The organism is Pasteurella testudinis DSM 23072 (genome assembly GCF_900176075.1).
Lineage (GTDB): Bacteria > Pseudomonadota > Gammaproteobacteria > Enterobacterales > Pasteurellaceae > Chelonobacter > Chelonobacter testudinis.
The window spans coordinates 39,394-52,180 of sequence record NZ_FWWV01000010.1 but is presented as its reverse complement, the minus strand read 5'-3'; the positions used below and the strand labels follow the sequence as shown (position 1 = coordinate 52,180).

12 protein-coding genes and 1 pseudogene are annotated in these 12,787 nt (G+C 46.3%); 3 read left to right on the top strand and 10 right to left on the bottom strand.

Annotation, left to right across the window (positions count from 1 at the left end):
* From B8880_RS14250 to rppH, 7 genes and pseudogenes are all read right to left on the bottom strand, one after another.
* On the bottom strand, positions 1-223 hold a 223-nt coding region (locus B8880_RS14250; RefSeq protein ID WP_143933405.1), incomplete at its 3' end, for a helix-turn-helix domain-containing protein.
* Between the two features lie 103 nt (positions 224-326).
* Complete coding sequence (gene tig, locus B8880_RS05635) at positions 327-1,628, bottom strand: trigger factor (protein ID WP_084256648.1); 1,302 nt, start codon at positions 1,626-1,628, stop codon at positions 327-329.
* Positions 1,629-1,879: 251 nt separating this feature from the next.
* Positions 1,880-2,323 (bottom strand): peptidoglycan-binding protein LysM, encoded by a 444-nt coding sequence (lysM, locus tag B8880_RS05630; protein WP_084256647.1) that lies wholly within the window; start codon positions 2,321-2,323, stop codon positions 1,880-1,882.
* A 130-nt stretch (positions 2,324-2,453) separates the two neighbouring features.
* Positions 2,454-3,305: a thymidylate synthase gene (locus tag B8880_RS05625; RefSeq protein ID WP_084256646.1), complete on the bottom strand. Its 852-nt coding sequence runs from the start codon at positions 3,303-3,305 to the stop codon at positions 2,454-2,456.
* A gap of 22 nt (positions 3,306-3,327) precedes the next feature.
* On the bottom strand, positions 3,328-4,137 hold the full coding sequence (gene lgt / locus B8880_RS05620) for a prolipoprotein diacylglyceryl transferase (protein ID WP_084256645.1): 810 nt from the start codon (positions 4,135-4,137) through the stop codon (positions 3,328-3,330).
* A gap of 22 nt (positions 4,138-4,159) precedes the next feature.
* Entirely contained in the window at positions 4,160-4,951 is a 792-nt protein-coding gene (locus B8880_RS05615) for a sulfite exporter TauE/SafE family protein (protein ID WP_084256644.1), read from the bottom strand.
* A 211-nt stretch (positions 4,952-5,162) separates the two neighbouring features.
* Positions 5,163-5,622, bottom strand: a pseudogene (gene rppH / locus B8880_RS05610) (RNA pyrophosphohydrolase); the annotation flags it as partial.
* A 691-nt stretch (positions 5,623-6,313) separates the two neighbouring features.
* Here rppH and mutH point away from each other — a divergent pair.
* The 3 genes from mutH to cpxA all read left to right on the top strand — a co-directional run bounded on the left by mutH (position 6,314) and on the right by cpxA (position 9,415).
* Positions 6,314-7,000, top strand: coding sequence for a DNA mismatch repair endonuclease MutH (gene mutH / locus B8880_RS05605; RefSeq protein ID WP_084256642.1), 687 nt, complete (start codon positions 6,314-6,316; stop codon positions 6,998-7,000).
* A gap of 153 nt (positions 7,001-7,153) precedes the next feature.
* Positions 7,154-7,867, top strand: coding sequence for an envelope stress response regulator transcription factor CpxR (gene cpxR, locus B8880_RS05600; RefSeq protein ID WP_084256641.1), 714 nt, complete (start codon positions 7,154-7,156; stop codon positions 7,865-7,867).
* Between the two features lie 102 nt (positions 7,868-7,969).
* Positions 7,970-9,415 carry an envelope stress sensor histidine kinase CpxA gene (gene cpxA / locus B8880_RS05595; RefSeq protein ID WP_084256640.1) on the top strand — a complete coding sequence of 482 codons (1,446 nt, stop codon included), beginning with the start codon at positions 7,970-7,972 and terminating at the stop codon, positions 9,413-9,415.
* Between the two features lie 73 nt (positions 9,416-9,488).
* Here the strand turns inward: cpxA and fbaA are convergent, their stop codons facing one another.
* From fbaA to B8880_RS05580, 3 genes are all read right to left on the bottom strand, one after another.
* Positions 9,489-10,568, bottom strand: coding sequence for a class II fructose-bisphosphate aldolase (gene fbaA, locus B8880_RS05590; protein ID WP_084256639.1), 1,080 nt, complete (start codon positions 10,566-10,568; stop codon positions 9,489-9,491).
* A gap of 79 nt (positions 10,569-10,647) precedes the next feature.
* On the bottom strand, positions 10,648-11,811 hold the full coding sequence (gene pgk, locus B8880_RS05585; RefSeq protein ID WP_084256638.1) for a phosphoglycerate kinase: 1,164 nt from the start codon (positions 11,809-11,811) through the stop codon (positions 10,648-10,650).
* A gap of 267 nt (positions 11,812-12,078) precedes the next feature.
* A complete protein-coding gene (locus tag B8880_RS05580) occupies positions 12,079-12,768 on the bottom strand; it encodes a ribonuclease T2 family protein (RefSeq protein WP_084256650.1) in 690 nt (229 codons plus the stop codon).
* Between the last annotated feature and the right edge of the window lie 19 nt (positions 12,769-12,787).

The following is a 12,787-nucleotide window of genomic DNA, read 5'->3' as shown; positions in this document are numbered from 1 at the left end:
GATTGGCGTATTCAATGGCGTTGAGCTTGTCTTGCAATGTATATTTTTGCGTAATATGCAACACGGCCAGACCATTTAAGCCGGAATGCCTGTATTGTAAAACCCATCGGCGGATACAGCTTTCCGGTGTTTGAAAAACGCGTGATGTGTTACTGATAGATTGGGGCTGTTGAAGGTAATATTCAACGACGTGTTGTTTAAATGCTTGGGTATATTTAGTCATAAAAATCTGCACCTTAGTTCGTTGGTTTTGGAGTCCAACTTTTGGGGTGCAGATCAGTGACCGCACTTTTCAATATAAAACAGTAACTTAATCTTAGACTTAATTATGCTTGCTGTGCATTCATAATTTCGTCGAAAGAGGCGGCTTTATCAGTCACTTGCGCTTTCGCCAACACCGCGTCAACAGCCTGCTCTTCCAACACCACGTTACGCAAGTTGTTCATTAATTCTTTATTATTGCGGTAATATTCGATCACTTCCGCCGGTTGTTCGTAAGCGGCAGCGATATCTTCGATCATCGCATTCACGCGCGCTTCGTCCACTTTCAATTCGTTCGAAGCAATCACTTCGGCGAACAACAAACCGACTTGCACGCGACGACGGGCTTGCTCTTCAAAAATTTCACGCGGCAATTGGAAATCTTTCGGCGCTTGACCACCGAAACGTTGCACCGCTTGTTGTTGCAACACGTCGATTTCTTGATCCACTGCCGCAGCCGGTACGTCAATGCTGTTGTTTGCCAACAAACCGTCAATCACTTGGTTTTTAACACGGCTGGTCAAGGCGTTTTTCAATTCACGCTGCATATTTTTGCTGATTTCGGCACGCAGATCGGCAACGGTTTTGTTTTTAGGACCGAATTTTTGTACGAATTCTTCGGTCACTTCCGGCAATTCCATCTCTTCCACTTTTTTCAGGTTGATCTCAAATTTCGCCGCTTTGCCTTTCAGGTTTTCCGCATGGTAATCTTCCGGGAAGGTCACATCAATGCTGAAGCTTTCACCGGCTTTGTGACCGACGATACCGTCTTCAAAGCCCGGAATCATACGCCCTTGTCCCATCAACAATACGAAATCCGCCGCTTTGCCGCCTTCAAAGGCTTCGCCGTCAACCGAGCCGTCAAAATCGATAGTAACACGATCATCGGCTTTGGCTGCGACCGCACTCTCTTTCCAAGTGGCCTGTTGTTTGCGCAACACGTCGATCATTTTATCAATGTCGGCTTCGCTGATTTCCACAACCGGTTTTTCAATTTGGATCGCTTCCAAACCTTGCAATTGTACTTCCGGATACACTTCGAAAGTCGCGCTGAATTTAAAATCCTGACCTAATTCATATTGTTCAGGGGTAAATGTCGGACGACCGGCAAAGTTGATTTTATCCTGCATAACGGCTTCAAAGAAGTTGCGTTGCATTGCATCGCTCAACACGTCTTGACGAACCGAAGCGCCGAAACGTTTTTCAACGATTGCTGGCGGAATTTTACCTTTACGGAAACCGTCGATACGGGCGTTTTTAGCGACGTTTTTTAATTCTTCACGAACATTTTGTTCGATGGTGGCAGCCGGAACCGTAATGGTGATACGGCGCTCAAGACCTTGGGTAGTTTCTACGGAAAATTGCATTTTTTACCTCAAAAAAATCAGATATTCTCGGCGTTACTCCCTGCGGAACAACCAACACCGAACTTAAAAATAGACACGGGATTATAACCAGTCAAACGCCATCAGTCGAGTTATAAGCGCATAAAACGGGATAATTGATGATTTTTTAAACCGCACTTTGTCTGCTTACCGGAAAATATACAGGGGAAGTGCGGTTTAAAACTCATTAAAAAACCCGATTTGTTGCCAAATCGGGTTTAAATCCGCAAAAATTACAGCCCTTTCGGAATCCGGATTTTTTGTCCCGGGAAAATTTTATCCGCGTCTTTGATCACTTCTTTATTAGCTTCAACGATCTTGGTGTATTTCGCGCCGTTGCCGTAGGCTTTTTCTGCGATCTTCCACAAGGTATCGCCTTTTTCGATCACATAAAACTCGTCTTCTGAAGCCAAAGCCTCGCCGCTGGCAATCGTTACCCCTTCCGCTTCTACTTTGGTAATACCCGAAATATTACCGGCCATCAAGATTGCTTTTTCCAGTGCGGAAGCGTCTTTGGCGGTTCCTTCGATTTTGGCTACTCCGTTTTCAACCGTGACCGCGACATTTTCCACGCCCGGATTGTCTTCGCTGATATGTTGCGTCACCGCACTTGAGGCTTCTTCTTCCTTGCCGAAAATTTTCTTACCGATGTTACCAACAAAATCAAATAATCCCATGTTATATCCTTACTAGGTTGTTGATGAATCTTAACGGCTTGCCAAAGTTATCGGTTGTACCGGCCAACTTCGGGAGCCAAACAAATGCCAGTGCTATTATCCTATCAGTTTTAACGTAAAGTAAAGAAAATTAAACCGAAAACGGATATTGAATCGCCGGATGCGATTGATAACCGACCACCTTGAAATCGTCCATCGTGACCCAGCTTTCCAAATCTTGCAGGGTTTTTATCTCAGGGTTAATTTCCAAGTGCGGTAGCGGCAACGGTTCCCGCTGCAATTGCACGGTTTTCATCAGTTCCAGTTGATCTTCATAAATATGCGCATTGACGATTTTGTGATACGCCTGTCCGGCTTTTTTGCCGGTAATCTGCGCCATTAATGCCAAAAAGGTATACACCTGAATCTGGTTGAAGTTCAGACCCAGCGGCACATCGCACGAACGCTGATAGCTGGTCAAATACAGCGTATCGCCGAGCAGTGAAAAGGTATGGGTGTGCATGCAAGGGCGCAGGCAACCCAATTCGATTTCACCCGGATTATAAAACGTGATGATCTCGCCGCGATCGTCAATGCCGTTGGATAAATTATCCACCACTTTGCGCACTTGATCCAAATGCGAGCCGTCCGCTTTGCGCCAGCTTCTGCCCTGCACGCCGTAAACCCGTCCCATGTCGTCCGCGCCTTTGCGATGCGGATTGTTCAGCCACGCCTGATTGTCATTGGCGTTGGCGTCCCAAGTTTTGGTGCCTAACTTTCTGAAATCCGCCGCATTGTCATAACCGCGAATATAGCCTAAAAATTCGGCAATCGCCGCTTTCCAATAGCTTTTACGGGTCGTAATCAACGGAAATTGGTTGTTGGCGACATCATAAGTCAAATCGGCATCGATTACGGTTAAACAGCGTTTGCCGGTTCTTTCGTTGCCGATCCAAACACCGTGATCGACGATCCGCTGACACAAATCCAGATATTGACGCATAGTAAACTCCTTTCAGACCTATTCAAACCGCACTTTGCTTTTTACTTTGGCGTGCATACGCCCAAAGCACAATCGCCAAACCGATTAAAATCATCGGCGTGGATAAAATTTGCCCCATCGAAATCTGTTGTCCGAGAAACAAGCCCAAATGTTCGTCCGGCTCGCGGAAAAATTCGACGATAAAGCGGAACAAACCGTAGAAAAACAGGAACAGTCCTGCCACCGAACCTGCCGGACGCGGCTTTTTGATAAACCAGTTTAAAATCAGGAACAGCACCAAGCCCTCTAAAAAAGCCTCGTACAATTGCGACGGGTGGCGCGGCAAGTAGCCGCCGGACGGAAACAATACCGCCCAAGAGACATCGGTCACTCTACCCCACAGTTCGTCATTGATAAAATTACCGATCCGTCCTGCGCCCAAGCCGAACGGAATCAATGGCGCGACAAAATCAGCGGTTTTCCAAAAAGTGCGCTGTTGCAGCTTTGCCGTGATCATCATCGACACAATCACACCGATCAAACCGCCGTGAAACGACATACCGCCTTCCCACACGCGGAACAGATAGAGCGGATCTTGCAAAAACAGATCGAAATGGTAAAACAGCACATAGCCGATCCGACCGCCTAAAAATACACCGAGAAAACCGTTAAACAATAGCGAATCGACTTGCTCGACCGTCCAGCCGCTGTTTGGTCGTCTGGCACGGCGCACCGCCAACCAACGGGCGAAAATAAAACCGATCAGGTACATCAAACCGTACCAGCGCAGACCAATCGGCCCAAGTTCAAAAATCACCGGATCGATAACCGGAAAAGTAATATAAGCATTCATAGCATTTCCTACAGACTGCCGATTAAGTGAAGAGCATTTTCAGCGCGATAATGCACAGCCAAAGCGCAAACGCTTTTTTCAAGGTCGGCACCGGCAATTTAGTGGTCATATCCGCGCCCAGTTTTGAGGTGAAAAAGGAAACGAGCGTAATCAGCAACACCGCCGGCAAATAGATATAGCCGATCGAATAAGGCGGTAGATCAGATAATCCCCAACCGCTGACGATAAAACTGATCATACCCGATAAGCCCAACAATGCGCCGCAAAATGAAGATGTGCCAATCGCTTTTTTTATTTCGATTCCCCGTGCGTTTAAAAACGGTACGATAAATGCGCCGCCGGCAATGCCGGCAAAACTGGATACGATGCCGATTAACGTGCCGCCGATAATGCCGTTTTTGGCCGTCAAAGGGCGGTTGCCGGTTTGCCGTTTGATCGACAGCACCATTTTTGCCGCCAAATACAGCACCATCACCGCAAAAACTTTACTGGTCACGCTTTTTGGCAACCGGCTGATAAACAAACCGGCGATAAACACCGAGATCATCAGTGACGGAATCAGATATTTCGCCGCCTGCCAATCAACATTGCCCAACTTGTGATGACGATGTGCCGAAGAAAAGGCGGTGATCACAATGGTGGCAAAAGAGCTGCCCAACGCCACCGTCATTGACAATGCGTCCGGCACACCGATTTTCGGCAGCAAATACACCAAAACCGGCACAATCACCAAGCCGCCGCCGATACCGAACAAGCCGGCAAGAAAACCGGCAAGTGCACCGGTCAGCAAACAACCTATCACAAATACCATCATCGGCGTTTTTCTCCCTTCTGCTGAACCGCTCTTTTATTATTGAATCTGCGTTGATAACGCTGCCCCGTTTTGCCGGTATTCGCCTTATTTGGCGTTGGATTTGGCGTTGGGGAATTTTCGTGGTTTGACGAGTCCTTGGCATGCGGACGATAATTTTTCTGCTGATGGGATTTGCCGGCCGCACTCGCCTTGTCAGGCTGCACCATGATCACCGCCGCAAACTCTTTCATGACTTTGCGGTAAACTTCGCGCTTGAACGAAATGACTTGACGCACAGGATACCAGTAGCTGACCCAGCGCCAGCCGTCAAATTCGGGATTTTTGGTTGCCTGCATATTGATATTGTTTTCATCGCTGATCAACGCCAATAAAAACCAGCGCTGTTTTTGCCCGATACAGACCGGATTGCTGTCGTTGCGAACCAAACGCTTCGGCAGCTTATAACGCAACCAGCCTTTCGAAACCGCCAAAATTTTCACATCTTGACGGCTCAAACCGACCTCTTCGTACAACTCGCGATACATTGCCTGCTCCGGCGTTTCACCGTTATTGATTCCCCCTTGGGGAAACTGCCACGAATTTTGTCCACAGCGCTTGGCCCATAATACCTGCCCCTGCTGATTGCTGATAATAATTCCAACGTTCGGCCGGTAACCATCGAAATCGATCACGGTCGATCCCCTTAACTCTTCTGAATTTCTGTAAATGGGATTGATTGTTTCATAATATCGGAAACGATACAACCACAACCGATAAAAGAGTGGTTTCGCTTGGGAACTTGCCGCCGCTAGAAAACAAAAACCCACTGCCAAAGCAACAATTATCCGATCAATTGAATACCATCTGTGGATAACTCTGTGTGTAATCTCAGGAAGAATTGTTGTCTAAAAATAACAAAGCCGAAACGATCCCTGTTGGCTCAAGGCACGCTTTCGATCTGCCGATAACTTCGACAAACGGCGAATTGATCAGCTTTTTTCTTTTTTCCGTTCCCGTGCGCAAAAAGAATTGCTCATTTCTGATCCGGATTGTGAACAAATAGGATCCAATTAAAACAAAAAAGTAACATTCACACAGCACGCTAAGTTATTCAGGTTTTCTGTGGATAAATTTGTGACTGGTTTCGGTATTATCTTTAAAAACTTGGGAAAACAATTTATAGCTTTCAATTTTATTATTATAAATCAATCAATTAAGAAATTAAAAAGTTATCCAAGGCGCTCCAGCGGAAAGCCGTTTTTGGACTGTCTGTTTTTTAAACAACACTAAAGTGCGGTACCGATCAGCTTCCATGCTTAGCGTGTGGCATGAAAAGCCATTCTGCTATACAATACCGCACTTTCCCTTTCAATCGGATCATCTATGGCAACTCCACAATCGGAATCGCAATTGTTGCAACGTGCCCGCCGGCTGGCAGGATTGCGCTTTGCCGATATTGCGGCGGAACTGGGTTTGAGCATGCCGCAAGATTTAAAACGCAACAAAGGTTGGGTTGGAATGTTGCTGGAAACCGCACTTGGAGCGGAAGCCGGCAGCAAACCGCAGCAGGATTTTTCGGCACTCGGCATTGAGCTGAAAACCATTCCGGTCAACCGGCAAGGTTATCCGTTAGAAACCACCTTTGTCAGTTTGGCGCCGCTCACTCACAACAGTGGCGTAGTGTGGCAGAATTGTCATGTGCGCTATAAACTGCAAAAAGTCCTGTGGATTCCGGTCGAGGGCGAAAGAGCGATTCCTTTGGCGGAACGCCGCGTCGGTTCGCCGATTTTATGGCAGCCCGATGCGGCGCAAGAAGCCCGTTTGGCACAAGATTGGGAAGAATTGATGGATTTAATTGTCTTGGGTGAGATTGATAAGATTAACGCCACCATTGGCGAAGTGCTGCAACTCCGTCCCAAAGGCGCCAACAGCAAAGCGCAAACGCTTGGTTATGACGCTCAGGGACAGCCGATCAGAACCTTGCCGCTCGGCTTTTACTTAAGAAAAAACTTTACTGCTGAAATTTTACAAAATTTTTGTTATACCTCAAATTTACAATACGAACTTTAGTGTATCTTACCTGTCTAATTGTAGGGTCTATTTACCTTTCATAGCCGGACTACCTTAGCAGAAAAACTTACAGGATCATAAACGGGTAATATAAGATAAATAGCCCCTCATTGCTCCATTACACAAATAATAATGAATTAAAGGAAACCATTAATGGCAAAGATATTACTTGTCGACGATGATGTCGAACTCACCGAATTGTTGGCGGAAGTATTAAAGATTGAAGGATTTGAAGTTGAGCTGGCTTGCAACGGTGAAGAAGCGTTAAAATTACTCAATTTTAGTCACGATATTATTTTATTAGATGTGATGATGCCGATATTAAACGGAATAGAAACCTTAAAACAAATCAGAAAAAGTTTTTCGACTCCAGTATTAATGTTGACAGCGCGCGGTGATGATATCGATCGCGTGTTAGGTCTTGAACTGGGCGCCGACGATTATTTGTCAAAACCATTCAATGATCGTGAATTGGTTGCCCGTATTAAAGCCATTTTACGCCGTACCCAAAATCAATCTACCGCACTTAGCGCCAATCCTAATATTGAAAAAGATGATAACAAACAGTTGGATTTCGGTGGCATCACCTTGCATCCGGGCAGACAACAGGCGTTATATCAGGATCAGGATTTGGACTTGACCGGCACCGAATTTGCCTTGTTGCAAATTTTGGTTAAAAATCCGGGGCAGATTCTGTCGCGTGAACTGCTCAGTTTGGAAATTCTGGGTAAACGCTTAACCCCGTTCGATCGGGCAATTGATATGCATATTTCCAATTTGCGTAAAAAATTACCGGAGCGCGCCGATAACCTGCCTTGGTTTAAAACCCTGCGTGGCAGAGGCTATTTATTGGTTACCGAAAAATAATGGAACAACCAACACGAAATAGAGTACTGTCCGGTACTCTATTTTTATTTCTTCGGGACGCGACTCCATGAAAACCATCAAAAGACAGCATAAAACGATGCCATGAAAATACTGCGTAAGTTTTTCCGTTTACTCAACTCGATCAATGTACAAATCTTCTTTCTCTTTTGGTTGATTTGGCTGGCTTTTTTCGTGCTGATGGGATTTGCCTTCTTTATCCCCACCATGGACGCGCGCAATTACACCGAACTCTCCAACGACGAAGTCAACTTGTATCAATTTGAAGTCATCAAGCTGACCAAAAACAATATCCTGTACGACTTGCAATATCAGAACAACACCAGCCACAACCTGCAAGACGACAGACCCAATATGATGCAGCCTTCCAGAAAGCCGGTATTGCTTGATCCGAACGATTTTAACAATATCATCGGTCAGCTGGATTACAATGAAAGCAGCCAATTATACCAGTTTGCCAACCGCTCAAATAACCCGTTATCCCCACAAAAGCGGCGGTTTTATAATCAGGATATTATCGGCCCGTTTATCTCGCCTTACCCACTCTCGGAAGAAAGCGAACCTTATCTGCTTTATTTTATTGATGTGGTTGATCCACAACGGGAATTTATCAACTTTTTCTTTGATCACCCGCTGATTATGCTGTTCTTGCTGATGGCGACCAGTACACCGCTGTTACTTGGGCTGATTTTCAGTTTAACCCAGCCAATCAAAGAGCTGCGTAGCGCCGCCAATGCGATTTCGACCGGAAACCTCAGCGTTAACCCGATTCTGGAAGAGCGTGGCTCGATGGAGCTGCGAGAAGTCGGAAAAAGTTTTAACCATATGGTCATGTCCTTGGAACATATGATCAGCTCACAGCAACGGCTGCTATTAGACGTCTCCCATGAATTGCGCACGCCGTTGACCCGTTTACAGCTTGCCGCGGCTTTGCTGCGTCGCCGCCAAGGCGAAAACGCTGAACTGCAACGCATTGAAACCGAAACCGAGCGTATGGAAAAAATGCTGAATCAGTTACTGACCCTCTCTCGTCAAAGTGCCAATGCCCATATTAATCGGGCCATTTTTCCGTTACCCCGCATTTGGGAAGAAGTGGTTGAAGATGCCAAGTTTGAAAGCAAAGAACGTCATTTTGAATTCAGCTTCTCGCAACATATTCAAAATCCGCAAAACTATTTTATCAATGGGAATGAGGATACCCTTGCCAGCGCATTGGAAAATATTATCCGCAACGCCTTTAAATATGCCAAAGGTCAAGTTCACCTAAACTGCCGCATTATCAACGACAAGCAACTGGAAATCATCGTCGATGACAATGGTGACGGTGTTGACGAGCATGAATATCAACAAATTTTCTTACCGTTCTATCGCACTGATCAGGCACGGGCCCGAACCACCGGCGGCTCAGGATTGGGACTGTCAATTGTTGCCAATTCGGTGGAACAACATAAAGGAACCGTAACCGCCAGCAAAAGCCCACTGGGCGGGCTAAGAATTACCATTCATCTGCCGCTGTGGCTTGAGGCTTAATCTAAGGTTTAAAGTTGACAGCCAAAAAAATACCGCCTGTCCGGCGGTATTTTATCAAGTGCGATTGCTATGATTACAGCACATCGCGGCAATTCAGATCGTCAAACGATTTTTCCAAACGTTTGGACATGGATTCTTCTGATTTGCGCAGCCAAACACGCGGATCGTAGTATTTTTTGTTTGGTGCGTCTTCACCTTCCGGATTGCCCAGTTGGCCTTGCAGATAGGCTTCGTTCGCTTTGTAGAAGTTCAAAATACCTTCCCACGCCGCCCATTGGGTATCGGTGTCGATATTCATTTTGATTGCGCCGTAACTGATCGCTTCACGAATCTCTTCGGTTGAAGAACCGGAGCCGCCGTGGAAAACGAAATCCAATGCTTTCGCCGGCAAATTGCGCTCTTTGGACACAAATTCTTGTGATGCGCCTAAAATAGACGGTTTTAATTTCACATTGCCCGGTTTATACACGCCGTGAACGTTGCCGAACGCCGCTGCGATGGTGAAACGTGGGCTGACCGGATTCAGTTGATCGTAAACATACAGCACATCTTCTGGTTGGGTGTACAGTTTGGACTCGTCAACACCGGAGTTATCCACACCGTCCTCTTCACCACCGGTGATCCCGATTTCGATTTCCAGCGTCATGCCCATTTTAGACATGCGTGCCAAATATTCACGGCAGATCGCCATATTTTCTTCCATTGACTCTTCGGAAAGATCAATCATGTGCGATGAAAACAGCGGTTTACCGGTTTCGGCAAAGTGTTTTTCACCCGCTTCCAACAATCCGTCAATCCACGGCAGTAATTTTTTCGCCGCATGGTCGGTATGCAGAATCACTGGAACGCCGTAATGTTCCGCCATTTGGTGAACGTGTTTTGCTCCAGCAATAGCGCCTAAAACATCGGCACGTTGGCCTTCGGCTAATTTAATCCCTTTACCGGCATAGAATTGTGCGCCGCCATTAGAAAACTGCACGATAACCGGCGCTTTCACGCGCGCTGCGGTTTCCAATACCGCATTAACGGAGTCGGAACCGACACAGTTTACCGCAGGCAATGCAAAACCGTGCTCTTTGGCATAAGCAAAGACTTTCTGCACATCATCGCCGGTTAATACGCCTGGTTTTACGATATCTAATAATTTTGACATGATAATTTCCTATTTTAATGGAGAGCCTTTGCCAGACTCTCAAAGTTAACAAATCGGATTAATCTGCTTGTTACAGATCTTATGCTTTGGCTCTTTCTTCCAGAATGGCCACCGCCGGTAATACTTTGCCTTCTACAAACTCAAGGAATGCGCCGCCGCCGGTGGAGATATAAGAGATTTTATCGGAAATGCCGAACAGATCGATTGCCGCCAAGGTGTCACCGCCACCTGCAATGGAGAACGCATCGCTATCCGCGATCGCTTTGGCAACGATTTCGGTTCCTTTACGGAAATTCGGGAATTCAAACACACCGACCGGGCCGTTCCACAAAATGGTTTTTGCGCCGCGAATAATTTCCGCCAATACTTCGGCAGATTCGTCGCCCAAATCTAAAATTTGTTCGTTATCTTGGACATCGGTCACGGCTTTTTCAGTTGCGACCGCACTTTCAGAGAATTCCGTTGCAACACGCACATTGGTCGGCAATGGGATATTGCAAGTTTCCATCAGCCGCTGTGCTTCCGGAATCAAATCGGCCTCATACAGCGATTTGCCGACATTCAAGTCTTGCGCCGCAACGAAAGTATTTGAAATACCGCCGCCAACAATCAGTTGGTCGGCAATTTTAGATAACGAATCCAACACGGTTAATTTAGTCGACACTTTCGAGCCGCCGACAATCGCCACCATCGGACGAGCCGGACTTTTTAATGCTTTACCCAATGCGTCTAATTCATTGGCTAGCAATGGGCCGGCACAAGCCACCGGTGCGAATTTCGCCACGCCGTGGGTAGACCCTTGCGCGCGGTGCGCCGTACCAAAGGCGTCCATGACAAATACATCGCAAAGTGCGGCGTATTTTTTAGTCAGTTCGTCTTCATTTTTCTTTTCGCCTTTATTGAAACGCACGTTTTCCAACACCACCAATTCATCGGCAGCAACGTCCACGCCGTCCAGATAATCTTTTACCAAACGAACCGGCACATTCAATGCCTTATTCAAATAATCAACCACCGGTTGCAGAGAATATTCCGCATTATATTCGCCTTCCGTAGGACGACCGAAGTGGGACGTTACCATCACTTTCGCGCCTTGTTTCAAAGCCAGTTCAATAGTCGGGATTGATGCCTTGATACGCGCATCAGAAGTCACTTTACCGTCTTTAACAGGCACGTTTAAATCGGAACGGATAAGAACACGTTTGCCCGCCAAATCCAAGTCGGTCATTTTGATTACTGACATAATAAGTCCTCTTGTTAAATTGTAATTGATAATTTTAAAGCAATTTCTCTATACTGCGGCGGATTGATTATAGCAATTTAATCCATCACCACAATGTAAAATTTTAATCTTTGAAACGGTCGCTGAAGGTAAACAGATCCGAAGCCCGATTATACCGCTAAAACCTTTCACTGCGAGCGTCACCGCACTTTTTTCCGTTAAACAGCCACTGATTTTAACACGCTGATTACGTTTATTTTGCAATTCCGGCACTTTAAACCAGAATTGTTAAAACTGAATTTTCGGACAGTTGATCACCTGCCAGTCCAAATCGTAACAAATTTGCAGTTCATCTCGCCCTGCGCCCAGATATTTTCCGCTTAACTGCGGATTATTCCGCCGTAACCACGCAAACAAATCCGAGCGTTTCAATTCGTAATCCGGCAACTTTAAGCTGGCAAACAGCTCCTGTTGTTTATCAAAATAGGATTTGGCATCGTTAAAAGCGCAAGCGCCGTGCTTTTCCCACTCGCCTTGCAGTAGTTTCAGGCTGGGCGAAACCGCCAAATATTTTTCTAACAGCGCAACCTCGAGCGGCGGCAAGTCGCCACGGCAAAAACGCGGGTGATCACTGACACGCCGGGCAGTAGCGCTTTGCGGCCATAAACCGTGCACTACCCAACCGAATTTTTGCGTATCTCCACACTGATAAGCCGCCGACTTCGGAATCGCCCCTGCATTGCTGGCACGTTGGCTTTGGCAATAGCCCGGCGACCACGACAGCACCAAGGCATAATAATTGGTTTTTGCTTTTTTGTTTTGCCCGATTGAATCGCGCGCCATCGAAACGTCATAATCCGTTTCCAACACAATATCAATCGAGGCTTTCTGGCGATAGGAAAAATAGAGCGCACTTAAAATTAAGCCAAAAAACAGCACGATAAACAGGGCAAGTTGCGAAAGTTTGTTTGAATTTATTTGCATAGCGATTTTTTCA

What these genes read in the sequence shown, in the direction of transcription:
- mutH (WP_084256642.1), top strand. Translation starts at nt 6,314, where the DNA reads ATGGCAACTCCACAATCGGAATCGCAATTGTTGCAACGTGCCCGCCGG.
- B8880_RS05615 (WP_084256644.1), bottom strand. Translation starts at nt 4,951, where the DNA reads ATGATGGTATTTGTGATAGGTTGTTTGCTGACCGGTGCACTTGCCGGT.
- fbaA (WP_084256639.1), bottom strand. Translation starts at nt 10,568, where the DNA reads ATGTCAAAATTATTAGATATCGTAAAACCAGGCGTATTAACCGGCGAT.
- cpxR (WP_084256641.1), top strand. Translation starts at nt 7,154, where the DNA reads ATGGCAAAGATATTACTTGTCGACGATGATGTCGAACTCACCGAATTG.
- B8880_RS05625 (WP_084256646.1), bottom strand. Translation starts at nt 3,305, where the DNA reads ATGCGTCAATATCTGGATTTGTGTCAGCGGATCGTCGATCACGGTGTT.
- tig (WP_084256648.1), bottom strand. Translation starts at nt 1,628, where the DNA reads ATGCAATTTTCCGTAGAAACTACCCAAGGTCTTGAGCGCCGTATCACC.
- lysM (WP_084256647.1), bottom strand. Translation starts at nt 2,323, where the DNA reads ATGGGATTATTTGATTTTGTTGGTAACATCGGTAAGAAAATTTTCGGC.
- lgt (WP_084256645.1), bottom strand. Translation starts at nt 4,137, where the DNA reads ATGAATGCTTATATTACTTTTCCGGTTATCGATCCGGTGATTTTTGAA.
- cpxA (WP_084256640.1), top strand. Translation starts at nt 7,970, where the DNA reads ATGAAAATACTGCGTAAGTTTTTCCGTTTACTCAACTCGATCAATGTA.
- pgk (WP_084256638.1), bottom strand. Translation starts at nt 11,811, where the DNA reads ATGTCAGTAATCAAAATGACCGACTTGGATTTGGCGGGCAAACGTGTT.